Here is a 25,111-nt window from a genome sequence, read left to right on the forward strand (position 1 = left end):
GAATTTTACGTGTCTGGGCGTGCAGCGTCAAATTATGCTGCCTTTGCTTGATAGCTGTTAAAATAGCGCAGTTCCCAATTGTGACGTTAACCATGAGCATCCGCACCCGTTTCGCCCCCAGTCCCACCGGCTACCTGCATGTCGGCGGCGCGCGCACCGCGCTGTATTCCTGGCTGTACGCGCGCAAACACGGCGGCACGTTTATCCTGCGCATCGAAGACACCGACCTCGAACGCTCCACCGCGGAGTCGGTGAATGCGATTCTGGAAGGCATGACCTGGCTCGGACTGGAATACGACGAAGGCCCGTTTTACCAAACGGAACGTTTTGAACGCTACCGTGCCGTGATTCAACAATTGCTCGACGAAGGAAAGGCCTACCACTGCTATTGCAGCAAAGAAGAGCTGGATGCGATGCGCGCCGAACAACTGTCCCGCAAGGAAAAGCCGCGTTACGACCGGCGCTGGCGTGACTCCAAGGCCACACCGCCGCAGGGCGTTCCACCGGTGGTGCGCTTCAAGAATCCTTTGTCCGGCGACGTGGTGGTCAACGATCTTATCAAGGGCGCCGTTGTGTTCCAAAATGACGAGCTCGACGATCTCATCATCGCGCGCGCCGACGGCACGCCGACCTACAATTTCACCGTGGCGGTGGACGACTGGGACATGGGCGTCACCCATATCATCCGCGGTGACGATCATCTCAATAATACGCCGCGCCAGATCAATATCCTCAAGGCGCTCGGCGCCAAACCGCCCGCCTACGCCCACGTGCCGATGATCCTGGGTTCCGACGGACAGCGGCTGTCCAAGCGTCACGGCGCCGTGAGTGTGATGCAATACCGCGAGGACGGCTTTTTGCCCGAGGCGCTGCTCAATTATCTGGTGCGGCTCGGCTGGGCGCATGGCGATCAGGAGATCTTCTCAATTGACGAGATGATCGAGCTGTTCGATATCAAGGACGTCCATCGCGCCGCGAGCGCCTTTAATACGGAAAAACTGCTGTGGCTGAATCAGCACTACATCAAGATCTCCGACCCCGCGCATATCGCCCATCACTTGAGCTGGCACATGGGCAGGCTGGGTGTGGACCCCGCGCAGGGACCGGACTTGGTGGAAGTGGTCAAGGCACTGCGCGAACGCGCCAAGACCCTGGTCGAAATGGCGCAGGCGGCCACGTTTTTTTACCAGGACTTCGAGAGTTATGACGAAAAGGCGGCGGCCAAGCATCTTACCGGCGAAGTGGCGGAAGCCCTGTCGGAGCTACACGACAGCCTCGCACATGTGAGTGACTGGACACAGGAGGCCATCCACCAGACGATAACCGATGTCGCCGCTCGGCAAGGACTTAACATGGGCAAGCTTGCCCAACCCCTGCGCGTTGCGGTCACCGGTAAGGCCGCCTCGCCGCCTATTGATGTCACTGTACATCTGCTCGGACGCGAAGTGACTCTGCAACGTCTAAGGGACGCGCTTGTCCACATCCGTGCGGCTGGTTGAACAGCAGATTTATTGACGCTAGGGGCAACTACATCGTAAAATGCAAAGTTATTGTCGGCTTGGGGCCATAGCTCAGATGAGGCGCCCTCATCCCCATCCCTTCTCCCCTAGGGGAGAAGGGGGCGAGCCGAGGCGCTATGCGCGTTTTGTATGATTTGGGGCCATAGCTCAGCTGGGAGAGCGCTTGCATGGCATGCAAGAGGTCGGCGGTTCGATCCCGCCTGGCTCCACCAACCTCAACCTGTGACGTACACGGATGCTCTAATGTCGCGTGAGGCAGGATGCCGGGAGCGATCATACCTATACAATTCAAATTTCATAGTCCCCATCGTCTAGAGGCCCAGGACACTGCCCTTTCACGGCGGCGACAGGGGTTCGAATCCCCTTGGGGACGCCAGATTAAAAAGGGGCCTTGGGTTTTATCCAAGGTCCCTTTTTTAATCTGCTATTCATATGGCAATTCGAATCCCTCCCGGCATCCTGCCTCACGCGACATTAGTACATCCGTGTACGTCACAACAAGCGCCCGGCGCGCACCAAACGCTTGCTCCAGTAGCCGTTATCGAGTGTCTCCACGGAAACCTGTTTGCCAGAAACAGGGGCGTGGATAAACTCATTACCTCCCTGATAGATGCCCACATGCGAAACACCACGACCGTTGATCTCGAAAAAGAGCAGATCGCCGGGCAGCAAGTCATCAAGTGTCACTGGCTGAGCTTGCCGGAACAGCCCGGCTGTGGTGCGCGGGAGATTTTGAATTCCCACCTGCTGATAGGTGTACAGCACCAGTCCGCTGCAATCAAAACCGCGCGGGGTAGCGCCCCCCAGCCGGTAGGGTGCGCCAATCATTTGTTGGGCAACCAATACGATATCGGCGCGTTGCTGCGCTTCGGGCGAAGGATAACTCTGTGATAGGCGCGGAGGCGTACTGCAGCCTGCCAACATGAGTAACGTCACGCAAAATAGAGCGCCATAGTGGGAGCGAAGAGAGACCGCCCAACCCTTATTGTCACGAATTGTATCCATGAACCAGGCGGTCTCTCCCTCATCCGGCCTTTCGGCCACCTTTGACGTACAGGGAGGGACTAATGTCGCGGGAGGCAGGACGCCGGGAGCGACCTCCCGCAGGCGGGAGAAGGAGAGTCGGTGCAGCCTTCGGCCGCAGGTTTCTGGGTGGGTAACAGGCGGGATGCGTACCGATTGCATTCTTGAATACCCCTTCAGAGAAGCTGGTCTAAGCTAACCCAGGGTACCCTAAAAATCAAGCCGGACAAGGCTTCGAACCTGTTTAAGACCATCGTGTCAAACCTATAACAAGCACGTATACTGAGCAACCCATGGTTACAAAATCCCCGGTTCATCGCTTGCCGCCTCTGCGCTGGTATAGCCTGCTGTTTATAAGTCTGCCTATCTTGCTGATAGCGTTCGGGGTATACGTCGTCTATCTCGATCATACCGTCCAGGTTCAGTTTGAAGGCAAACGCTGGGCCTTGCCCGCGCGCGTGTATGCGCGACCCCTGGAATTGTTTCAAGGCATGAAGCTCAACCCTGAGATCCTGGCCGCAGAGTTGAATGATTTGGGTTATGTGCAAGTGACTCAACCTGAAGGACCCGGGGCCTATTCGCGCTCATCCGGTGGCGTACAGGGAGGAACTAATGTCGCGGGAGGCAGGACGCCGGGAGCGCCCGCATTTCGTTTGGTGACACGCAGCTTTCGATTCTGGGACACCAGCGAAGCTTCACAACCGGTCACGATAGCCTTTGACGGCGACACGCTGAGCGCACTGCAAAATACCCGGACCGGCGCACGGCTCGACCTGGTCCGTCTCGATCCGCTGCTGGTCGGCGGCATCTACCCGGCGCATCACGAAGACCGTGTCCTGGTGCAGGTCAAGGAGGTGCCGCCGCTGCTCATCAAGGCGCTGATTGACGTAGAGGATCGCCGTTTTTATAAACACCACGGCATCAATATCGTCTCTATATTACGCGCCATGTGGGCCAACTTGCGCGCCGGTTCCACGGTGCAGGGGGGCAGTACGTTGACTCAGCAGTTGGTGAAAAATTTCTACCTTACCTCCGACCGCACCCTCAGCCGCAAACTCAACGAAGTCATCATGGCGGTGCTGCTGGAGATGCACTATTCCAAGGACGAAATCCTGGAGGCCTATCTCAATGAAATATTTTTGGGCCAGGACGGTCAGCGCGCCATTCATGGTTTCGGGCTGGCCAGCCAATTTTATTTTGGCCGGCCCTTGAATGAACTGGATGTCTCCCAACTCGCCCTGCTGGTGGGGATGGTCCCCGCCCCCTCGATTTACGAGCCGCGGCAACACCCGCAGCGCGCGATCGCAATACGGAATCGCGTCCTGGACGCCATGCTCACGCAACAGGATATCACCGCCGCACAGGCGGCCAAGGCCAAACAGGCGCCGCTCGGCGTGACCGCTAAACCCCCTGCGGGGATCTCGCCCTACCCCGCCTTCATGGATCTGCTGCGGCGCCAAGTGCAGCATGACTATAAGGAGGAGGACCTTACTTCGGAAGGCCTGCAAATCTTTACCGCGTTTGACCCGCAGATACAGCGCGTGGCGGAATGGGCCTTGGCGAATCGTATCGCAGCCCTGGAAAAGGCCTACAAAATTCCCGAGGGAAAGTTAGAAGGCGCAGTGATCGTGACCGACACCCAGAATGGCGAAGTGCTTGCGATGGTGGGCGGGCGCGATGCGCGCTACACCGGTTTCAATCGGGCTCTCAATGCGCAACGCCCGATAGGTTCATTGATGAAGCCGGTTATTTATCTCACCGCCCTCGCCCAGCCGCAAAAATATACGCTCGTCACCCCCTTGGATGACGGCGCCTTTACCCTGAAAAACACCGGTGGCAAGCCGTGGTCACCGCAAAATTACGATCATCAGTCACACGGGGAGGTCCCTTTATACCTGGCACTGGCGCATTCTTATAATATATCTTCGGCGCGCCTGGGGTTAAAAGTGGGCGTCCCCCGTGTATTGAAGACCCTTTACGCCCTCGGTGTCACGCGCGAATTTCCGGCCTATCCATCTACCTTGTTGGGCGCCATCGAGCTGAGTCCGTTAGAGGTTACCCAGTTTTACCAAACCCTGGCGAGCGGCGGGTTCCGCACACCGCTGCGCGTCATTCGCGACGTGCTCACCACGCGCGGAGAGCCGCTGCAACGCTACCCGCTCTCGGTAGAGCAGGCCGCAGATCCGGCCCCGGCATTTCTGGTCACGCGCGCCATGCAGGAGGTGGTGCGTAGCGGCACCGCGCGGGCGCTTGAGCAAACCCTTCCCGATCTGGAGCTGGCGGGGAAAACCGGAACTACCGATGACTTGCGTGATAGCTGGTTTGCAGGCTTCAGCGGGAAACACCTGATTGTGGTGTGGCTGGGGCGCGATGATAATGAGCCCACGGGCTTAAGCGGCGCGAGTGGAGCGCTCAAGGTGTGGGGTGATATCATGAAGGCAATTAACAGCGAGCCTTTACGGCTTAGCCTGCCCGCCGACGTGGAGCTGGCGAGCGTGGACCCGCAAACTCAAATGCGCCTGGAACCCGGCTGTCCGGCGGCGGTCGAATTGCCGTTTATCAAGGGCAGCGTACCGCAGGATTACGCACCTTGCAGCGGGGATTTCCCCGGAGTGATCGAGGATACTTTTGACGCTATAAGGAATATTTTTCAGTGATGATGAGATTGCGTATTTTTTATTACAGGTTGTGGAAGCTGGCCACGGCGAGTCTGTTGCTAGGTTTGGTATCGTTGCCGGGGTGCTCACTGGTTCCGACCACGCAGTCTGCCGGTGCGCCGATAGAGGATCGCACGACCGGCGCGACTGCCGAACCCGCTCTACCGGAAGATCAGCAACCCTCTGACGCCGAGTCCGGTGTACAGGTCACGCCTCTGGGCTCTCCTCAGGCCGTCCGTCCGCAGTCCGGCGGTGGAGCGCGCGCAGCCGCCGAGAGTTCCACTCCGCGTTCGGGTTCCGCCGTGGTGGCGCTGCTCGACAACGCCGGACAACAGACACGCTCCGGCGATCTCGACGCAGCAGCGGCTGCGCTGGAGCGCGCGTTGCGTCTGGAGCCGCGCAATCCGGAGGTCTGGAGCCGACTGGCCGGGATACGCCTGCAGCAGAGTCAATTCGATCAGGCCGTTAACCTGGCGTCCAAATCAAACACACTGGCCGGGAACAATCCTACCCTCGTGGCGCGCAACAACAGAATCATTGCGCAGGCCAAGCAGCAATTGGGCAGGCGATAACGGTTTACCGCAGAGGACGCAGAGGAGAAGCCATTTTTAGGGGATGGACTCCTCCACGCCCTGCTGGGACATCCGCAGCTATTGAATCGTCAGTTTCCTTGCCTTGGTCGCGGACTTTTTAGGCAACGTCAATTCCAGTATGCCTTCACTGTAACGCGCCTGTGCTGCGGCCTCGTCTACATCCTGTGCAAGGCTGAAACTGCGGTACAAGCTGCCGTAGTAACGCTCGCTGCCGATCACCTTCTCGTCCGATTTCAGTTCGCGCTGTTTATTCACCTCGGCGCCGATGGAAACCTGGTTGCCGGCGATGTTGACTTGAATGTCGTCCTTCTTCACGCCAGGCAGTTCAGCCTGGACGGTATAGGCATCCTTCGTTTCAGTGACATCTATTCTGATCTGGGCGCCGGCCTGCCTGGGTCTTTCTATCAGCAACGGCTGCCACAGGGCTTCAAACAAATTATCAAACGGGTCACTAAAAGTTCTCAGTCGTGTAATGTTTGTCATCTCTATACTCTCCTTAACAAATGGATAGGTCCAATACTGCCAGGACAGAGATGGAGGGTTATTACGAAATTTCAAGATCCGTGGGCCGGACAATATTTTTCTTCGTCAGCCCTTGAAAAACCATTCGGGAACTTTATATTCGCGCCGCGCGGCTATTCCGGTCTTTATACGCGGAGTGTTTTTCCTTCTTTTGCTTGCGTAGGCCTTTCAGTTCTTTCCGAAGCTGCTTGCGTTCCTGCGGCGTCATGCCCTTCCATTTTTCGCGAAGCTCCCGGCGCTCGCCCGGCGGCAGGCTTTTGAACCACTCGTGGCGCTCTCTGATGCGCGCCCGCTGATCCGCCGGCAGTTCCTGGAAACGGCGATAGCGCTCGCGGATACGATCCCGCTGTTCCGGCGTGAGGTCTTTCCAGCGTTGGCCTCCGCGTAGCGCATCGTCATCCACGGGAAGATGATCAAAAAGCGCGGGAGCGAACTTGTCGAACAGATCATACTCCAACCGTGTAAGTGCGGCATAAGGATCAGACTCCGCTTGCGCGGTCTGACACATGGCTGCCCCCAGCAATAGCGCCGCGCCCATCCATACTCGATTAGACCGAATCATTTTCGTCCGCCAGCCAGCGGTAAAATTCAAAGTCGCTGTAGATATCGAGATTTTCATCGGAGGCGATCAGGTCGCTGTCCTCCCCTGCGACGGTGAGTTCGTCAGTCGGGGAAGACAACCATAAAAGACCGGCTACGGCCATCACCAAGGCCGTACTGACAGCCGCGCCGGGAACAAACCACGGAGAGACAAACCACGCCCGGCGCCGTTCCGCGGCATCGAGCGCGCGGCCGCGTGCTGCGTGCAGCCGCGCCAGGATGTGCGCATCGAGATTGCGGGCGCCGGCGTCCAGTGTGGACTTCGCTGCTTCAAGAAATTCATTGTCCTGCTCGCTATTCATGCACGATACTCCTCCATCAGTGTGCGCAGGGTGTGCACCGCACGCGAATAATGCGTTTTGACGCTGCCTTGCGTACAGCCCATCGCGCGCGCCGTTTGAGCGATATCCAACCCTTCCCATACGCGCAGCAGAAAGACCTGTTGTTGACGCAGCGGTAACCGTTGCAGCGCGGACTCCAAGGCATCCATGGCCTGGCCATTGACCACCCGCCGGTCCGGCCCTGGGCTCCCGGTATCCGGCAGGTTCCGCAGGGGATCACCCTCCTCCTCGTCCTGGGTAAACCATACCCGCCAGCGGTTGCGCACCCGGCTGCGGCGGTATCCATCGCGTATGCCACTCTGCAGGATTTGATAAAACAGCGGCCCCCACTCCTGGGCATCACGTGTGGCATAACGCTGGGCTAGTTTGAGCATGGCGTCCTGCACCAGATCCAGGGCGTCATCCTTGTTGCCGGCGGCAAGTTGCGCCATGCGGAAGGCGCGCCGCTCGACCCCCGCCAAGAACTGTTCCAGCTCCCGTGTCGTGTCCAGAATAGTTTCCCCCAGTAGGATGGCTTTATTATTCTACTTGCAGCGAACAAGGCCATCTTTCGGAAATTAGCCGTGATGCCTGTGATGCCTACGGTGTTCTATGCGCTCCGCCTTGCGATGAAAACGCCTTTCTATGCGGTCGCCCTTCATGTCCAGATGCCGTTCTATGCGATTCCCTTGGGCGTCCAAGTGGTCGGCCAACCTGTACTTGCCACTGGCGCGCGCCCTGGCGGCCTTGGTGTCGAGATGCATATTGATCGCCGCGCCGCGAGCATCGAGGCGCTGGTTGATACGCTCACCGTGATGCTCCAGCCGTTCCGCCCGTTGTGAATGATTACTCTCCCCTGCCCACACGGGGGTCACCGCGAGCAGGATCAACAAACCGCCTAATACTATTTGTGTCTTCATGCTTGGCTCCTTTGTGATCACTATCATCTATAACGCACCCTCGGCACAAAGGTTGACACAGCCCGCAAATTTTATAGCCTTGACCTGCCCTCCAGGATGCCCGCAAGTTCGGTGAGACAAGCTTCGTAATCGGTGCAGAACAACGCGGGATAGGCAGTCAGCCGGGCGTGGCTGCGTTGCACCACTGCCTTGAACACGTGACCCTGACCGCGTATTCCTTCCAGGCGCACAGGGTATACCGGGCTGGCCGTCAGTTGGGCGAGACTGGCCACCCCACCCTTTAATTTGCGCGGGGGATCGCTGTCCAGATGGATCCTTCCGTGCGGGAATATGGCCACCACTTCGCCCTTCTGCAAGGCACGCAAGGCCTGCCGCAATGCCGCTTCGGGTTGCCGGTCACGCTCTACCGGAATACAGCCGATGGCTTGATACAGCCAGTTGAGTCCGAAACGCTGATATTCTTCCTGGGCGATAATAAAACGAAGCGGCCGCCGCGCCGCGGCGATGAGCAGCAGGGGATCAAGGCCGGAGACATGGTTCGACGCGACCAAGGCGCCACCCTGCGAAGGCAAGGGGACAGGTGTATAGTGCAGGCGGTGAAAATGACGGCAGAACAGGCGGTTCAAACCGTCCAGACGATTCAGCCAGCGGCCTCCCCAGTCCGCCTGATGAGCGGCCTCGCAGGCCCGCAAGAAGCGTAGCCACAGCCAGCAGAGCAGCACGGCCAGCACGATGGCCCAAACCAGTTGGTAAGTTATTTGCATATAATTACTCATAAGTCAATAAGTAAGGCTACACTTCCTGCTACGTCCCCGCCCCCTATGTAGGGGGCGGGACAGGGTGGGGGTAGGTATAACAGGGTATTTACTCAGGAGTCACGTCATAAGCATTGTTACCCTACTTTGTGACTCCTGAGTAACAGCACAGGAATAAGGGCCCAAAGCCGATTCAGCCGCCCCATTAATACGTAAGTGTTTGAATAATATATATTTTTTGTTCTTGTAACAGCGATTTTACTAATGCCTTAATCGGCCAGGACCAAGACCATGAAACACAGCACGAAACTTGAAGAGCAGCGGCATTATACTCGAGTGCCGTTCGACGGCCCGGCAAGGCTCTCGAATGCCAACACGAGCTGGAACGGTAGACTCATTGATATCTCGCTGCGGGGCGTGCTGCTGGAGCGTCCGCCCGGCTGGGAGGGCAAGATGGGCGACCCTTTTTTGCTGGAGCTGCTGCTCCATAATGAGGCCGTCATCAAGATGCAACTCAGTGCGGTCCATTTCGACAAACGGCGCATCGGTTTTCATTGCGACCATATTGATCTGGAGAGCATGGGCCATCTCAAGCGGCTGATGGAGTTGAATCTGGGTGACGAAGACCGGCTCAATCGTGAGCTGTCTTCAATGGGCTGATAGCTGGCCTTTCAGAAATCCTCTAAGGAAACTCTGAAAAATATATCGCCAACCGCCAAGGCGCCAAGGTCACCAAGAAAAAAGGCTTGAATTTGTAAAGAAAAGTCTTGGCGTTCTTGGCGTCTTGGCGGTTCAACATGCATAAATCAGAGCTTCCCTAACCTTTACCGGCGCCTTGGGGGCGTTCGCACCAGGAATGATGGCCCGCTTGAAGCCATGTTTGGCGGCCTCCTTCAGGCGTTCCTGACCACTCTGCACCGGGCGGATCTCTCCGGCGAGACCCATCTCGCCAAACACCACCAGGTCTTGCGGTAGCGGCTTGTTGCGCAGGCTGGAAACCGCCGCGAGCACCACGGCGAGGTCGGCCCCGGTTTCGGTAATACGCACCCCGCCCACCACGTTTACAAAGACATCCTGGTCGTACATCGCCACTCCGCCGTGGCGGTGCAATACGGCAAGCAGCATCGCCAAACGGTTTTGCTCCAACCCCAGAGTAACACGCCTCGGATTAGCGGCGTGGCTGTCGTCCACCAGGGCCTGCACTTCGACCAGCAACGGCCGGCTGCCCTCGCGCGTCACCATGATGACGCTGCCGGGCACGGGTTGTTCATGGCGCGAGAGAAAAATGGCCGAAGGATTGCTGATTTCCTTAAGGCCCTTCTCGGTCATGGCGAAGACACCCAGTTCATTCACCGCGCCGTAGCGGTTTTTGATGGCACGGATCACGCGAAAGGCGCTGCCGCTGTCGCCCTCAAAATACAGCACCGTGTCCACCATGTGCTCGAGCACGCGCGGCCCGGCGAGCGCGCCCTCTTTGGTGACATGCCCGACCAGAAACAGCGCCGTGCCGGTTTGCTTGGCGTAGCGCACCAGTTGCGCGGCGCTCTCACGCACCTGAGCAACCGAACCCGGCGCGGATTGCAGCAACTCGGTGTAAATGGTCTGGATGGAATCTATCACGATCACCCGCGGCAGCATCTGTTGGGCGAGCGCAATGATCCGCTCCACGCGGGTTTCGGTGAGCAAACGCAACCCCGCCGTTGCCAGCGACAGGCGCTGGCCGCGCATACTGACCTGTTGCAGCGATTCTTCACCTGTTACATAGAGGGCCGCCATGCGGCTGTGGAGCGAGGCGAGGGTTTGCAATAACAGGGTAGACTTGCCGATGCCCGGATCACCGCCTATCAGCACCACGCCGCCCGCCACCAGTCCGCCGCCCAGCACCCGGTCGAGTTCGCTCAGCCCGGTGGGCGTGCGCGTTTCGGGCTGGCCGTCCGCCTCGGCCAGGGTCTGCACCTGCGACTCTCCCGCATAACCCGTAAAGCGTGCGCTGCGCGGGCTCGCCGCCGCGGCTACGGTCTCGATCAAGCTGTTCCACGCCCCGCACTCCGGGCACTGGCCGGACCACTTGGGCGCCTGCGCGCCGCATTCGGTGCAGCTATAGAGCAGCTTGTCTTTAGCCATCGGCATTCATTTCGATAAACTCCACTCTGCGCGCCACCCCGCACAGCAGTTCATAGGGGATGGTCGAGGCATACCGGGCGATCTCCTCCACCGGCAGCCCCTTGCCCCATAGCACCACAGAATCGCCCGCTTGGGCCTGCGGCTGGCTGCGCAAATCCACCGTAATCATGTCCATGGAGACCCGGCCGATGAGCAGAACTCGCCGGCCGTTCACCAGCACCGGCGTGCCGGATTCGGCATGGCGCGGGTAGCCGTCGCCGTAGCCGGCGGCGATGACGCCCACCGGCATGTCTTCCGGACACACCCAACTTCCGCCATAACCGACGGCATCACCTTCATGAAGGCGATTTACGGCTATCAACCGGGAGCAGAGCGTCATCACCGGTTGCAGTCCTTCCTCTTCGCCGTGGCCTACGGCGAAGGGCGAGACACCGTACAGCATGACGCCGGGGCGCACCCAATCGGCATGGCTCGCCGGCCAGCCCAGTATCCCCGCCGAGTTGGCGATGGAGCGCGATGCGTTTATTCCGGCCGTCATTTCGGTAAAGCATTCCAGTTGCCGCAGGGTGACGTTGTCGCCGCGGTCATCGGCATTGGCGAGATGGGTCATGACGCCCAACGCTTCTACCCCCTTGCACGACTGTAAGCGCTGCCAAGCGGACTTGACCTCGGCGGGGGCGATGCCCAGGCGGTGCATGCCGGTGTCCACTTTCAGCCAGACGCCCAGCGGCTGTGTGAGAGTCGCCTGTTCGAGAATGGTGATTTGTTCGGGGCGATGAACCACCACGTGGAGCCGCTGCTGGTCAATCACGGCAAGCTCGGCGGCTTCGAGAAAACCTTCCAGCAGGGTGATGGGCTGAGCGATGCCCGCGTCACGCAGGCGCACGGCCTCTTCCAGCCGCGCCACACCCAGACTGTCTACACCGGAGGCCAAGGCGCGGGCGATACGTATCAGGCCGTGGCCGTAGGCATCGGCCTTGATGATGGCCATGATGCGCCTGCCGGGAGCGGCTACCCGTACCCGTTGCAGGTTATGCCGCAAGGCAGCGAGATCTATCAGCGCCCGCGTGATCGCGCAGCCAGTCCGCACGTTCTTGCCGCTTTCTACCGCGAGGACAGACTAACCGCGCCCGCCGCCATAACCATCATGGCTATAGACGTTCGGGACAAAATTTTCAAAGCGGGTGTATTGGGCGAGGAAGGTCAGGCGGGTGGTGCCGATGGGACCGTTACGTTGCTTGCCGATGATGATCTCGGCGCTGCCCTTATCGGGACTGTCTTCGTTGTAGACCTCGTCACGGTAGATGAAGACGATGATGTCGGCATCCTGTTCGATACCGCCGGATTCACGCAGGTCGGACATCACCGGACGCTTGTTGGGGCGCTGTTCGAGGTTGCGGTTGAGCTGCGACAAGGCCATCACAGGAACATTAAGTTCCTTCGCCAAGGCCTTGAGTGAACGGGATATTTCAGAAATTTCGTTGGTGCGGTTTTCCTTGTTACCGGAGCCCTGCATGAGCTGCAGGTAATCAATCACGATCAGGCCCAGGCCGTGTTCGCGCTTCAGGCGGCGGGCGCGGGCGCGCAGTTCCGTGGGGGTGAGCGCGGGGCTGTCGTCTATGAACATCTTCGCCTCGGCCAGAATGCCGACCGCCGAAGTGAGACGCGGCCAGTCTTCATCCTCCAGCTTGCCGGTGCGCACCTTGTGCTGGTCTATGCGGCCAAGCGAGGACAGCATGCGCAAGGCGAGCTGTTCGGCGGGCATCTCCATGCTGAAGATGGCGACCGGCAACTGGCCCTTGATAGCGGCATGCTCGGCGATATTCATGGCGAAACTGGTCTTTCCCATCGAGGGGCGCCCCGCGACGATGACGAGATCGGCGTTTTGCAGGCCCGATGTCATGTCATCCAGGTCGGTAAAGCCGGTGGCGATGCCGGTCAGCGGGCTATCGGATTGGAACAGGGTGTCAATGCGCTCCATGGCGCGCGCCACCAGGTGCTTGATGTTGGCGAAGCTGCGCTTGCCGTGAGCCCCTTGTTCGGCGATGGCGAACACCCTTTTTTCAGCCTCGTCGAGCAACTCGATGCTGTCCCGCCCTTCCGGCTTGAAGGCGCTGTTGCTGATTTCCGTCCCCACCTGCGCCAACTGACGCAGAACCGAACGCTCCCGCACGATATGGGCGTAAGACTTGATATTCGCGGCGCTGGGTGTGTTGTTGGCGAGCGTGCCCAGGTAGGCGAGCCCTCCCGCCTGGTCAAGCTCGCCGAGGTTCTTCAGCCAGTCGGACAGCGTCACGACATCATAGGGGTTGCTGTGATTGGCGAGCTCGCGGATGGCGCGGAAGATCAGACGGTGATCGCGCCGGTAGAAATCTTCTTCATCCACAATGTCCGCGATCTGATCCCACGCGCTGTTGTCGAGCATCAGGCCGCCCAGCAGGGACTGCTCGGCCTCTATGGAGTGGGGGGGGACTTTGAGCGCAGCGGTTGGCGCGTCAAACGGGGTAACGTTCGCGGAGTAGGTAAGCTCTTGCATAGTCGTTACGAAGAGTCACCTCATGTTAGGGACTAAGAGCATATCCACACATAGCTCCCCTGTGTCCATTGCGATGAAAAGGCTTCACCACGGAGGGCATAGAGGAGAAACAAACCCTTATTGAGGGTATTCCTCTGCGTCCTCTGCGGTAAATTATTTATGGATGCGTTCTAAGGCGCCTCGAAGTGCCGAGGCGCCCCTTCAACCGTCTATCGTTTGAATCTAAATTTCAGGCGTGATGATGATCTTTACCGCAACGTTGATGTCGGTGTGCAGATGAATAGCGACCTCGTGCTCACCCAGGGTACGCAACGGTCCGTAAGGCATACGGATCTCTTGTTTCTCAACCTTTACTCCCGCCTTAGCCAGGGCTTCGGCGATATCGGCGGCGCCGACCGAGCCAAACAGCTTGCCCTCGTCACCGGCCTTGCTCATGACGGCGACGCTGCCCAGGGCACGCAACGCCTGCTCACGCGCCTGCGCGGCCGCGAGATTTTCCGCGGCGGCCTTTTCCAGTTCAGCGCGGCGGGCTTCGAACTTGGCAAGATTAACAGGAGTGGCCGACGCCGCCTTGCCTTGCGGGATCAAATAATTCCTGCCATAGCCGGATCTCACCGAGACCTTGTCGCCTAGATTACCGAGATTCTGCACCTTTTCAAGCAGGATAACGTCCATCACTACACCTCAACTTCAATTATTTTAAATGGGAGTCGCAATAGGGCAGCAACGCCAGGAACCGGGCGCGCTTGATGGCCGTGCCCAACTGGCGCTGGTAGCGCGCCTTGGTGCCGGTGATGCGGCTGGGTACGATCTTGCCGTTTTCGCTGACATAATTCTTCAATACCGAGAGATCCTTGTAATCAATCTCCTTGGTCCCCTCGGCGGTAAACCGGCAAAACTTTCTGCGGCGGAAAAAACGGGGAATATCTGTCTTGGGTCTCATCTTGGGCCTCATAATATATCTCGAAAGTTGGCAGTGTTAAGAAACTACGGCTGTGCTGCGCTTTCTTCAGCGGCTTCAGGGATAATCTCCAGGGCAGCCTCTTCTTCATCCTCGGCTACGTCGTCAAATCGGGTCGCGCCGATGTCGGACTCTTCGCGATCATCCTTGGATTTCACCAACGGCGAGGGATCGGTGACGGCCTCGTCACGCGCAATGACCAGATTACGGATGACGGCGTCGTTAAACCTAAAGGCGCTGGTGAGTTCGTCTAAGGTCTCTTGCCCGCACTCGATATTCATGAGCACATAGTGGGCCTTGTGTATCTTGTTGATGGGATAGGCCAACGGACGCCGGCCCCAGTCTTCCAGGCGGTGAACCCCCCCGCCCTTGCCTTCAATCAGGGTACGGTAACGGTCCAGCATGGCGGGGACTTGTTCGCTCTGGTCAGGGTGGACCAGAAACACGATTTCATAATGTCGCATAACGCTCCTCATGGGTTAAGCCTTCCGACGGGGCGGTAAGGCAAGGAGTTATTGGATTGGGTCTATCTAATAACAGAGGTAATTATAAACGTGTTGGGCGCCGGTGACAATCTGATTGTTATCTGTAGATGCGACAACTTCGCACAGAGGCCGAATAAATTCGGCCCTACATTCGTCAGATTCGTGCGCCCCCGCGCTGGCGCACGGCTTCAAACAGGCAAATGCCCGCCGCCACCGAGACATTTAAGCTCTCCACCGTCCCGGCCATGGGGATATGGATCAGATGATCGCACAGGTCGCGGGTGAGCCGCCGCAACCCGCCACCCTCCCCGCCCATCACCACGGCCAGGGGGCCGCGCAGATCAGCTTGGTAGAGACTGGCCTCGGCATCTCCCGCCGCCCCGATCAGCCATACCCCCTGTTCTTTGATGGATCGCAACGTGCGCGCCAGGTTGGTCACCTGAAACACCGGCAGAACCTCAGCGGCGCCGCTGGCCACCTTGCGCACCGTAGGCGTCAACGATGCGGCGCGGTCGCGTGGCACGATCACTCCATGCACGCCGGCCGCTTCCGCACTGCGCAGGCAGGCCCCCAGATTGTGGGGGTCTTGCACGCCGTCCAGCACCAGCAGAAAGGCGGGCTCGTCGAGCGCTGCCAGCAGGGGAAGCAAATCCGATTCAGTGCAAGAAGGAGGACTCTTACAGTGAGCCACGACCCCCTGGTGTCTGGCGCCAGACGCCAGGGCATCCAGTTCGTGCCGAGCGACCTTATGCAGAGCGGCCCCTGCCTGCTCCGCTGTGGCGATTAACCTTTTAATCCGCTCGTCGCGGCGTGAGCCATCCAGCCATAGCTCGGAGACGTTATTATCGGGTTGTGAGAGCGCAGCCAACACGGCGTGCAGGCCATATACGATGTTGGTGGATTCGGCCGGCGGTTGCCGATCGGTCTCGCGCCTCACCTCTCGCTCTTCACGCTTCACATGTCCCGCTTTAACGACCTGTGACATCCACCAGCCATACCTTGCAGGTTTGGTCGGGCCGCAGGAAGACCTGGGGCTGATAGACATGACCTGCTTCGACACGTACATCGAACGAGGCCGGGTACTGACGTAGCTGGGACTGGCGCACATTGGTGGTCGTGGGCTCAAATGGACCGCCCAGCATCGTGGGGTCCACACGGAAACTGCACTGCACGCCCAGGGTATGGGGGCCGGGCAAGACCTCTACGGCGTAGGTGCTTAAACTGACTTTCGCCCCGTCTACGCTGCTTATCACTACGCCTCTATCCACTATGTCCCTGATCATGGGGTTGTTTTTGATTACCGCAATCTTGCCGCTGGGCCGTTCAGGGCCCGAGTAGAACCTTCCGACCGTCGAGGCGCATCCGGCGCTGACCAGACTTACGAACACCAGGCTGAGCGGGAGAAGATATTTGCTGTATTTCATAGGCGACTCCTTTTAGCACTGCTTCCTTAGGTAAATCCGTTACCGCAAAGTTCACAGGAGGAGATTACAGTACTTAACCTGTATCCTCTATTTAGAAGGTGTGTATAACTGATAATTATTTTTACCAAGCTGTTTGGCACGATACATGGCGGTGTCGGCATTCTTAATAAGAGTATTGGTGTCCTGACCGTCCTGGGGATAAAGGCTCACTCCGATGCTGGCCGTGATAAAAAGTTCGTGGCCCTCCACGACAAAGACCTTGGCCACTGCGGAGATGATTTTTCTGGCGACTCGCTCGGCATCCAGTGGATTTTTTATGTTGACGAGCAGCGCAATAAATTCATCGCCGCCCAGACGCGCGACAGTGTCGGCGTTGCGCACACATTGCGTGAGACATTCCGCGGCCGTTTTTATCAGTTGATCGCCCACGGCGTGTCCCAGCGTGTCATTGATCGTCTTGAAGTTGTCGATATCAATAAACAGCACCGCCAGCGCCTGTTGTTGGCGCTTCGCCTGCGCCAGGGCCAGCTGGAAACGATCCTGAAACAGCAAACGGTTCGGAAGACCGGTGAGCGGATCGTGATGGGCAAGGTGATGAAAGCGGCGTTCCATGCTTTTCAGCACGGTGATGTCGCTGAAGATCGCCACGTAGTTGATCACCTTGCCCTCGCCATCCTTAATAACAGCGATGTTTTCCCACTCCGGATAGATTTCTCCGTTTTTACGCCGGTTCCAGATTTCACCCTGCCACTGTCCGCGGGTATTGAGGGTTGTCCACATGTATTGATAAAACTCCGCATCCTGGTGGCCGGATTTCAGGATCCGAGGGTTTTTGCCCATGACCTCATCCGCGCTATAGCCTGTAATAGCAACGAATGCCGGGTTGACATATTGAATATGGCCATTGGCATCGGTAATGAGAACACCATCCATGATATTTTCTAGAACCTTCGCCGCCAATAATGGATTTTCGTTGAGCATCCGCTGCCAAGGTCCGGTTGCCCGCGCGGGCGCTTTCAAGATATCCGGGCGATTTGTCATGAGTTTTTTCATAAGATCTATACTAACATTCCGGCAGGCGCTTGATAAGCATAGTGGGATTGCAACTATTCATATCAGCGTCACCTTTTCGAGATAGTCCGGCACGCGAACGTTCCAGCGCAAGCGCTCCTCGATGCGGTGACGCAGCGCATCCGCCGCAGCGGGCTCGCCGTGGGTGATGAAGGTTTGCCTGGGTGGGGCGTGAAAATGTTTGAGCCAATCGATAATTTCTTCGTAGTCCGCATGTGCGGAAAGATTATCCAGCGCCGCCACCTCGGCGCGCAGCGGCACGTACTCGCCGTGTATCTTGATCGCCTCGGCGCCGTTCAGCATGGCGGCGCCGCGCGTGCCGCCCGCCTGAAATCCGGCGAATAGTATCGTGTTGCGCGCATCCGGCGCGAGCACCTTCAGGTGGTGCAATACGCGCCCTCCCGTGGCCATGCCGCTTGCGGAGATGATGATCATAGGATCCTTGCGTTCGTTAAGCGCCTTGGATTCCTCGACGCTGTTGATGATGTGTGCGGCGCGGCACATGGCGTCGCATTGCGCATCGGTCAAACGGTGTTCGCCGCGATGCTTGTGGAAGATGCGAGTGGCGTCCGCCGCCATCGGGCTGTTGAGAAACACGGGGATGTCGGGTATCGCGCGCGTGGCCTTCAAGAGATGGATATAGTAGAGCAAGGTCTGGGCGCGGCCCACCGCAAACGACGGGATCAGTATCGTCCCGCCGCGCTCGACGGTGCGATGTATGATCTCGGCGAACGCGATCTGGGGATCCACCGGATCGTGGCGGCGGTTGCCGTAGGTGGATTCCATCACCAGATAATCCGCCTGGCGTACCCGCTCAGGCGCACGCATGATGAGGTCGTTCGGCCGCCCCATATCGCCGGAGAATAACAGTGACGTCTTTGTATCCTTTATCAGCACACAGCCCGAACCCAGGATGTGGCCGTTTGGAATGAGCCGTGCGGACAGACTCCCCCCCAGCGCAATATCTTTTTCAAAGGGGATGGGGCTGAACGCCCGCATTGCACGTTCGGCGTCTTCCAGCGTATACAGCGGCAGTGCAGGAGTGTGTTTGGAATAACCGCGCTTGTTGGCGTACCTCGCCTCTTCCTCCTGCAGATGTCCGCTATCCGGCAACAGGATGGCGCACAGATCGCGTGTCGCCTCACTGCAATATACCTTGCCGGAAAATCCGTTTTTAATAAGCAATGGCAGATAGCCGCTGTGATCCAAGTGCGCGTGGGTCAGCACGACCGCATCAATCTCGGCGGGATTCACAGGTAGGGGCGCGCGATTTCTCAAGCGCAAGTGCTTGTAGCCCTGGAACAGACCGCAATCCACCAATATTTTTTTTGCACCGGTACGCACCAGATACTTGGATCCCGTAACGGTGCCCGTCGCCCCCAGAAATGTGAGTTCCATCATGACCTCATTATAAGAATAAGAACACCCTGTCCAGCCATAGTCTATAGCCGTCCGGAACGTGAAATGCCCCTCACCAGACGAAAGGTAAACCATAACGCCAAACCATAACCCATGATGGCAAACACCGGCATACCGGCTATGCGCGGCCCTGTGCTGTTCTGCATGAGTAAGGAAGCGGCGATATAAAGTCCCAGCGTGACCAGCGCCAGCGCCATCCGGTTACTGCTGCGATCCAGGTGCCTTTCCAGATCCTCCAGGCCGTGATGACGCACGCGCAGTTGCAATCCGTCCCTGCGCAGCCGGCGCAGCAATGCGCTCAAGACCGCCGGCATCTCCTGCACCGCCACACCTGATTCATATCTCAGCCGCGCCGTTGCGTCACTAAAGTTTGTTTCTCGCAGCGATGTTTGTACTACCTGCTCCGCCTTCCCCAACAATCCATCCATAAGGTTGAAATCCGGATCCAGGCTGCGCACGGTGTTTTCCATCAAGAACATCGCGCGCATCAAGACCAGCAGGCTGTGAGGAACACGGATATTCTGCCCTCTGCCGAGGCGGGTGATCCGCATGAAGGCTTCGGCAAAAGACCAGTCTTTGAGAGGCAGGTGGGCATAGTCTTCAAGCATTTCTTCCAGTCCGCGGCGGAATTCGCTGCGATCCAGCTCTCCTCCCAGGATACCTAAATCCAGATAGCTGTCCAACATCCAATCGCTGTCTTGTCTTACAAAGGCCTGCATGAGCGCGGCAAGATTCTTGCGCGTGGACCGGTCCAGGAAGCCAACCATCCCGAAGTCATGAAAACAGATGCGGTTATTTGCCGTAATGAACAGATTGCCGGGATGCGGGTCGCCGTGGAACACGCCCATCACAAAAAACTGGTGCACATAGGCCTCCACAAAGGCCTGCGCAAGTTGCGGGCCCCTTTCTTTAATGCCCGGATCATCCACTCGCAGCCCGCTGCTCAATTCCTGCACCAGCACGGATTCGGTGTAGAGTTGATCCACCACGGCGGGAATATGGATAGTCTGCGAATCCTTGAACGCTTCCACAAAGCGCCGGACGTTGCGCGCCTCTTGCCTGAAATCCGTTTCCTTGCGCAGATTGGTCCAAATCTCGCGGACTATCTCCAAGGGTTGATACTGTTGCAGAGCGGGTATCAAGACAGTCAAGATGCGTAGCAGGAGTTTTAGTATCCGCATGTCTTGATCTATCTGGGCCTTGATTCCGGGGCGCCGGATTTTTACGACCGCGAGACGTCCGTCATGCAGGCGCACCTTGTGCACCTGGGCAATGGAAGCGGCCGCAAGCGGCGTCGCATCAAACTCCGCGAAAAGATTTTCTATGCTGTTTTCCAGGACATTTTCTATTTCTTTAATGGCTATATCGCCGGGGAAGGGAGGCACATCATCCTGCAACGCCTGTAGCGCGACAATATAATCGTTGGGCAGCAAGTCATGGCGAAGGCTGAGGCCCTGGCCCAATTTAACAAATGAGCCTCCCAACCTTTCCAAGGCGCGGCAGAATTTTTGCGCGGGAGTGACCTCGGCGGGCCGATGCAGCCACCGCCCCAGCACCCACCCTATCAGGTAGCCGCCTAATACTGCGGCGATTTGCATGAGTCTTGCTAAAGACGACATATATCCTTTGCAATCAGCAATTCTTCATTCACGGGGATTACGTAAACTTTTTGCACTGAACGGGGCTCGGAGATACAACTCTCCACACCCATCGCCGCCGCGTTGGCCGGCTCATCGAGCATCAGGCCGCACCACTCCATATTTAACAGGATGCGCGCGCGAATCTGCGGCGCATTTTCGCCTATGCCACCGCCGAAAACAATCGCGTCCGCTCCACCCAACACCGCGAGATAAGCGCCGAGATATTTCCGCGCACGCTGGCAGAAGGCGTTGACGGCAAGCATCGCCCCTTCATGGCCCTGCACCTCCAACCGTAACAGCTCACGCATGTCGCCGCTGGTCCCGGAGAGCCCCAACAGGCCGGAGCGCGCGTTCAATCCCTGGCTTAGTTCATCCATGCTTACACCTCTGCGCAACAAGTGCAACAGCACGCCCGCGTCTACATCGCCGGGGCGGGTGGCCATGATGAGGCCTTCCAGCGGCGTGTAGCCCATGCTGGTGTCCACCGGCCGTCCGTTGCGTAGCGCGGTGATCGAACAGCCTTGACCCAACTGCAAGGTGATGACGCGCTGTGCCGCCTTCCCGTTTAACTCTGTATGGCGTTCATATAAGTAACGGTGTGCGATGCCGTGAAAGCCATAGCGGCGCACGCCGTACTTCCGTGTCCATTCCGCGGGCAGCGCATAGTGTTTTACTGCGTCCGGCAAGTCGTGATAGAAGGCAGTGTCAAACACCGCATACAGAGGCGCACTGTCACCCAATTCTCCTCGCGCGGCGCGTATCACTTCCAGCGCCGGGGGATTGTGCAGCGGCGCGAGCGCGCTCAATGCTTCGATCTCGCTCAGCACCTGCGGCGTGATGAGCGTTGGTGTAACGAAGCGTTCGCCGCCGTGCACTATGCGGTGACCCACCGCCGTTAGTTGCTGCGCCCATGGCTCACCTAAAGTAGCGCGCAGTTGGGCAAACGCGCCGAGCGCGGCCTGCGTGTAATCGCCGCGAGCCTGGATAGAGCCGCGCATTAAAGATTGGAATCCCGCATGATTTGTTTCAAACAATTGAAACTTGAGCGTCGCGCTGCCACTGTTGAACACCAGGATGCGCATGCGCTAGCGGATGTAGGCTTCGGTCGCGTAGCGGCGCATCATACGGTGGCTGTTGAAGTAGCAGGCGTTCTTGCTGATCGCACCCTTCATCACACCGATCCAGCCGGCAGGGTCGCCGTAATACATAGGCAGCACGACTTGTTCGAGCTTTTGATATAGCGTCTCCGCATCATCAGCATTTTTCGATTCGCTGGAATCGCCGATCGCCCAACCGGTCACGCCTTCGATACAGCCTTCAACCCACCAGCCATCCAGCACGCTCAACTGAGGTACGCCGTTGAAGGCGGCCTTCATGCCGCTGGTGCCGGAGGCCTCTAACGGGCGCAGCGGCGTGTTGAGCCACACGTCCACGCCCGCAGTCAGGGCCTGCGCTATATCCAAATCGTAGTTGGGCAGATAGGCGATGGTAATGCCGCCCGCGAGTTCACGCATGTGCGCATGCAGCATTTCGATGAGCCGTTTACCGCCATCGTCGCGCGGGTGCGCCTTGCCGGCGAGCACCAGTTGAAAGGGGTGTTCATCGGCGATCGCCTTGAGGTGCGCCAGATCGGTGAACAATAGATCAGGGCGCTTATAGTCCGTCATGCGCCGCGCGAAACCGAGCGTCAGCACACTCAAGTTTAGATTCACGCCGGTCAGGGTTTTAACCTGTTCAATCAATGCGCGCTTGGTCTCCATATGCGCCGCCCAAATCGCCTCCTCGGGGATACGGTCGGCGCGCGACAGGAGTTCCGGTTCGTGGCACCAGCCGGGCAGATAATGATCGTAGAGTTTGGCAAAACTGCGCGCAGACCATGAATAAGGATGCACGCCATTGGTCACGGCATGCACATGGTAGCCTGGGAACATTTTTTGTGACACCTCGGCGTGGCGCTTCGCAACACCATTCACATATTGACTGAGATTGAGCGCCAGGCGCGTCATGTTGAGCTTGTCGTTGCCGGCAAGCAATATGAGTGTCGGAAGATCAATCAAATCACCCAGCACACGCTGTACTAAATCGTAGGGAAATTGATCGTGCCCCGCCTCAACCGGAGTATGCGTGGTGAAGTTGCACTGCTCGCGCACGCGCGGCATGTTGTACGGTGATTCGCCTGGGCGTAAATCCTCGGGCGCATAGGCATAACGGCGCAGCAGTTCCAACGAAAGCAGCGCGGAGTGACCTTCGTTCATATGGTATTGGCGCACCTCGAATCCGAGCGCCTGCAACATGCGAGCGCCGCCTATCCCCAGCACCACCTCCTGTTTCAACCGGTAGGACGCATCGCCGCCGTACAGATAACGCGTGATATCGCGATCCTCGGCTTGATTAATTTCAAGATTGGTATCGAGCAGGATGACCGGCACTTGTCCGCCCATGTGCCCCTCCAGGATGTAGAGCCAGCCAAATACCCATACGTTGCGAGTTTCAATTTGCACCGCCACCGCCGCCGTAAGCGGCGTCGCCCAGCGGCTCGGGTCCCAATCATCGGGATGTTCGATCTGCTTGCCTGCACCGTCAATCTCCTGGCGAAAATAACCGGAACGGCTCACCAGGCTGACGGCGACCAGCGGTAACTCCAAATCAGCAGCGGAACGCACCGTGTCACCGGCAAGCACGCCGAGACCGCCGCTATACGTCGGAATCTCGTTACGCAGCGCGATCTCCATGGAAAAATAGGCGATGCGCGGCTCGTGTAGAAATTGCATGAGCATAGGTTTATCTCTCGAATCAACGAACCTGAAGTTAGATCTACGTACCTCAGCTAACATCATAGGGATTTTTTGTTAAATATTTATTGATATAGATCAAGTCTTGCTGTGCCATTTGGAATTAGTTTGTCAGTTGACGCAGTGATGTAACGGGAAGCGCCGCCAACACCTCATCCTGGAGTTGACATGGGTAAAGTACAGCGCGGGTTAGTGGCCATTCTCATCTTGTCGGTGTTAATGCTGGGTTATCTTGCCTATCGCCAGTGGGCAGGCGGCTCGACCCTTCCCGACGGGCTGATTCAGGCCAACGGCCGCATCGAAGGCGACCAGATCACCATCGCCAGCAAGGTCGCCGGTCGAGTCGTGAGGATGACGGCGCGCGAAGGTGATGCGGTAAGCGAAGGACAGCCGCTGGCGCAATTGGATGACGCGCAAATCAGCGCAAAGGTGAATCAGGCCCGCGCCGCGGTGAATGTATTGGAGGCCCAAGTGCGGGCGGCTCAAACCGCACTCGAGGTGTTGAAAATGGAAGTCCCGCTCGGCGTGGACGCCGTTGCCGCCACGGTGACCCAAGCCCGGGTCGAACAGGACAAGGCCGAGGCGGCGGAGCAACAGGCGCGGCGTGATGCTCGGCGCTTTCGAGAGTTGCTCGAACGCGGCACGGTGAACAGGCAACGCAGTGAACAAGCCGATCTTGTATTGACTACGGCCAAGAATGATCTTATCGCCAGCCGTCAAGCGCTCACGCGCGCCGAGAAGCAGCACGCCGAGGCGCGTCTTGGCTGGGACAGGATCAAGGCAAAAGAAGACGAATTGCGCGCGCTCCAGGCGCAGCAGCAACAGGCTGAGGCCGTGCTTGCGGAGGCGGAAAGTGTGCGGGCTGACCTTGGCATCGCCGCACCCGGCAATGGCGTCATCATGACCCGCGTGCGCGAGCCGGGTGAAGTCATCACGGCGGGCGCACCGCTCTACGACATGGTGGATCTCGATGAACTGTACCTGAAGGTATACGTGCCGGAGGCGTAGATTGGAAAATTGCGCTTAGGGCTGCCCGCGCGCGTTTATACCGACGCCTTTCCTGACCTGCCTTATGCGGCGACCGTACGCTACATTGCCTCCCGCGCGGAATTTACACCCAAAGAAGTGCAAACACCCGATGAACGTATGAAGCTGGTTTATGCGGTGAAGCTGTATTTGAACGCCAACCCGGAGCATCGCCTCACACCCGGCCTGCCCGCCGACGCGGTGATCCGCTGGAAGGAAGGCATGGAATGGACCAAGCCACGCTGGTAAAGGCCGACCCCCGTGAACAGGTTGTCAGTGTTACGGGTTTCAGCAAGCGTTACCGTAAGCAGACCGCCGCGCAAGACGTGAGTCTCGCTATACGGCGCGGCGAGATTTACGGACTGATCGGGCCCGACGGTGCGGGCAAGAGCAGCTTGATGAAATCCATCGCGGGAGTGCTGACCTTTGATGGCGGCGAGCGATTGCGTCGCCATTTTTCGCGAAACCCGAAATGGATCCATCCGATTTCGGGAGCGAAAAATGGGCGGCGTGTATTGCCTTCGGCGGCCCGCGCTCGTCCTGCGTCCGCCACGGCGCTACACTTCGTTGCGCGACATGGCGCCCACAATGACTTGACGCCGTGCCGGGTGCCTCCTATTTTGTCTCCACCCGCGCTACCGCGCGGACTCCGACAAAACATCCGGCCCTACGGCTACGCGGGGGGCGTCGCACACCGCTCGTCCGCTATCGCTCCCTCGCTTC

General features: G+C 58.3%; 25 protein-coding genes, 2 tRNA genes and 1 pseudogene. 8 read left to right on the forward strand and 20 right to left on the reverse strand.

Annotation, left to right across the window (positions count from 1 at the left end):
• Positions 1–92 precede the first annotated feature (92 nt).
• The 3 genes from gltX to HY028_03545 all read left to right on the forward strand — a co-directional run bounded on the left by gltX (position 93) and on the right by HY028_03545 (position 1,896).
• The gene (gene gltX, locus HY028_03535; GenBank protein ID MBI3343929.1) at positions 93–1,499 is read left to right on the forward strand and encodes a glutamate--tRNA ligase; all 1,407 of its coding nucleotides are present in this window, start codon (positions 93–95) and stop codon (positions 1,497–1,499) included.
• A 157-nt stretch (positions 1,500–1,656) separates the two neighbouring features.
• A tRNA-Ala gene (locus HY028_03540) sits at positions 1,657–1,732 on the forward strand.
• A gap of 88 nt (positions 1,733–1,820) precedes the next feature.
• A tRNA-Glu gene (locus tag HY028_03545) sits at positions 1,821–1,896 on the forward strand.
• A 116-nt stretch (positions 1,897–2,012) separates the two neighbouring features.
• Here the strand turns inward: HY028_03545 and HY028_03550 are convergent.
• Positions 2,013–2,444, reverse strand: a complete 432-nt coding sequence (locus tag HY028_03550; protein ID MBI3343930.1) for a C40 family peptidase — start codon at positions 2,442–2,444, stop codon at positions 2,013–2,015.
• A 392-nt stretch (positions 2,445–2,836) separates the two neighbouring features.
• Between HY028_03550 and mrcB the strand changes: the two genes are divergently transcribed.
• Complete coding sequence (mrcB, locus tag HY028_03555) at positions 2,837–5,200, forward strand: penicillin-binding protein 1B (protein MBI3343931.1); 2,364 nt, start codon at positions 2,837–2,839, stop codon at positions 5,198–5,200.
• Positions 5,201–5,202: 2 nt separating this feature from the next.
• On the forward strand, positions 5,203–5,772 hold the full coding sequence (locus HY028_03560; GenBank protein ID MBI3343932.1) for a tetratricopeptide repeat protein: 570 nt from the start codon (positions 5,203–5,205) through the stop codon (positions 5,770–5,772).
• 78 nt (positions 5,773–5,850) lie between these two features.
• On the opposite strand, the gene HY028_03565 is transcribed toward HY028_03560, so the two are convergent.
• From HY028_03565 to HY028_03590, 6 genes are all read right to left on the reverse strand, one after another.
• Entirely contained in the window at positions 5,851–6,276 is a 426-nt protein-coding gene (locus tag HY028_03565; GenBank protein MBI3343933.1) for an Hsp20/alpha crystallin family protein, read from the reverse strand.
• A gap of 133 nt (positions 6,277–6,409) precedes the next feature.
• Positions 6,410–6,877 (reverse strand): DUF3106 domain-containing protein, encoded by a 468-nt coding sequence (locus tag HY028_03570; protein MBI3343934.1) that lies wholly within the window; start codon positions 6,875–6,877, stop codon positions 6,410–6,412.
• Positions 6,864–7,217 (reverse strand): hypothetical protein, encoded by a 354-nt coding sequence (locus HY028_03575; GenBank protein ID MBI3343935.1) that lies wholly within the window; start codon positions 7,215–7,217, stop codon positions 6,864–6,866. The genes HY028_03570 and HY028_03575 overlap by 14 nt, the downstream gene beginning before the upstream one ends.
• The gene (locus tag HY028_03580) at positions 7,214–7,762 is read right to left on the reverse strand and encodes an RNA polymerase sigma factor (GenBank protein ID MBI3343936.1); all 549 of its coding nucleotides are present in this window, start codon (positions 7,760–7,762) and stop codon (positions 7,214–7,216) included. Before HY028_03580 ends, HY028_03575 begins: the two co-directional genes overlap by 4 nt.
• A gap of 51 nt (positions 7,763–7,813) precedes the next feature.
• The gene (locus HY028_03585) at positions 7,814–8,155 is read right to left on the reverse strand and encodes a hypothetical protein (GenBank protein ID MBI3343937.1); all 342 of its coding nucleotides are present in this window, start codon (positions 8,153–8,155) and stop codon (positions 7,814–7,816) included.
• Positions 8,156–8,226: 71 nt separating this feature from the next.
• On the reverse strand, positions 8,227–8,919 hold the full coding sequence (locus HY028_03590) for a 1-acyl-sn-glycerol-3-phosphate acyltransferase (protein MBI3343938.1): 693 nt from the start codon (positions 8,917–8,919) through the stop codon (positions 8,227–8,229).
• Positions 8,920–9,201: 282 nt separating this feature from the next.
• Here HY028_03590 and HY028_03595 point away from each other — a divergent pair, with 282 nt between their 5' ends.
• Complete coding sequence (locus tag HY028_03595) at positions 9,202–9,570, forward strand: PilZ domain-containing protein (GenBank protein MBI3343939.1); 369 nt, start codon at positions 9,202–9,204, stop codon at positions 9,568–9,570.
• Between the two features lie 132 nt (positions 9,571–9,702).
• Here HY028_03595 and radA read toward each other — a convergent pair whose 3' ends face one another.
• The 13 genes from radA to glgP form a co-directional block, all read right to left on the reverse strand.
• Complete coding sequence (gene radA, locus HY028_03600) at positions 9,703–11,034, reverse strand: DNA repair protein RadA (protein MBI3343940.1); 1,332 nt, start codon at positions 11,032–11,034, stop codon at positions 9,703–9,705.
• Positions 11,027–12,106, reverse strand: a complete 1,080-nt coding sequence (gene alr, locus HY028_03605) for an alanine racemase (protein MBI3343941.1) — start codon at positions 12,104–12,106, stop codon at positions 11,027–11,029. Before alr ends, radA begins: the two co-directional genes overlap by 8 nt.
• 48 nt (positions 12,107–12,154) lie before the next feature.
• The gene (gene dnaB / locus HY028_03610) at positions 12,155–13,570 is read right to left on the reverse strand and encodes a replicative DNA helicase (GenBank protein ID MBI3343942.1); all 1,416 of its coding nucleotides are present in this window, start codon (positions 13,568–13,570) and stop codon (positions 12,155–12,157) included.
• A 222-nt stretch (positions 13,571–13,792) separates the two neighbouring features.
• Positions 13,793–14,245: a 50S ribosomal protein L9 gene (gene rplI / locus HY028_03615; GenBank protein ID MBI3343943.1), complete on the reverse strand. Its 453-nt coding sequence runs from the start codon at positions 14,243–14,245 to the stop codon at positions 13,793–13,795.
• A 19-nt stretch (positions 14,246–14,264) separates the two neighbouring features.
• Complete coding sequence (gene rpsR / locus HY028_03620; GenBank protein MBI3343944.1) at positions 14,265–14,495, reverse strand: 30S ribosomal protein S18; 231 nt, start codon at positions 14,493–14,495, stop codon at positions 14,265–14,267.
• Between the two features lie 62 nt (positions 14,496–14,557).
• Positions 14,558–14,995: a 30S ribosomal protein S6 gene (gene rpsF, locus HY028_03625; protein MBI3343945.1), complete on the reverse strand. Its 438-nt coding sequence runs from the start codon at positions 14,993–14,995 to the stop codon at positions 14,558–14,560.
• A 175-nt stretch (positions 14,996–15,170) separates the two neighbouring features.
• Positions 15,171–16,001, reverse strand: a complete 831-nt coding sequence (gene rlmB / locus HY028_03630) for a 23S rRNA (guanosine(2251)-2'-O)-methyltransferase RlmB (protein MBI3343946.1) — start codon at positions 15,999–16,001, stop codon at positions 15,171–15,173.
• Entirely contained in the window at positions 15,985–16,440 is a 456-nt protein-coding gene (locus tag HY028_03635) for a hypothetical protein (protein ID MBI3343947.1), read from the reverse strand. Before HY028_03635 ends, rlmB begins: the two co-directional genes overlap by 17 nt.
• An 87-nt stretch (positions 16,441–16,527) precedes the next feature.
• Positions 16,528–17,493, reverse strand: coding sequence for a GGDEF domain-containing protein (locus HY028_03640; protein MBI3343948.1), 966 nt, complete (start codon positions 17,491–17,493; stop codon positions 16,528–16,530).
• 57 nt (positions 17,494–17,550) lie between these two features.
• Positions 17,551–18,909: an MBL fold metallo-hydrolase gene (locus HY028_03645; protein ID MBI3343949.1), complete on the reverse strand. Its 1,359-nt coding sequence runs from the start codon at positions 18,907–18,909 to the stop codon at positions 17,551–17,553.
• 44 nt (positions 18,910–18,953) lie between these two features.
• A complete protein-coding gene (locus HY028_03650; GenBank protein ID MBI3343950.1) occupies positions 18,954–20,549 on the reverse strand; it encodes an AarF/ABC1/UbiB kinase family protein in 1,596 nt (531 codons plus the stop codon).
• The gene (locus HY028_03655; GenBank protein MBI3343951.1) at positions 20,537–21,652 is read right to left on the reverse strand and encodes an acetate/propionate family kinase; all 1,116 of its coding nucleotides are present in this window, start codon (positions 21,650–21,652) and stop codon (positions 20,537–20,539) included. The genes HY028_03650 and HY028_03655 overlap by 13 nt, the downstream gene beginning before the upstream one ends.
• 3 nt (positions 21,653–21,655) lie before the next feature.
• Positions 21,656–23,347 carry an alpha-glucan family phosphorylase gene (gene glgP, locus HY028_03660; GenBank protein MBI3343952.1) on the reverse strand — a complete coding sequence of 564 codons (1,692 nt, stop codon included), beginning with the start codon at positions 23,345–23,347 and terminating at the stop codon, positions 21,656–21,658.
• Between the two features lie 183 nt (positions 23,348–23,530).
• On the opposite strand from glgP, the pseudogene HY028_03665 reads away from it, so the two are divergent.
• A pseudogene (locus HY028_03665) lies at positions 23,531–24,637 on the forward strand (efflux RND transporter periplasmic adaptor subunit).
• Positions 24,616–25,111, forward strand: a 496-nt coding sequence (locus HY028_03670; protein ID MBI3343953.1) for an ATP-binding cassette domain-containing protein, incomplete at its 3' end; no start/stop codon positions are given. The pseudogene HY028_03665 and the gene HY028_03670, both read left to right, overlap by 22 nt.

It is taken from the genome of Gammaproteobacteria bacterium (assembly GCA_016195665.1).
GTDB lineage: Bacteria > Pseudomonadota > Gammaproteobacteria > SURF-13 > SURF-13 > JACPZD01.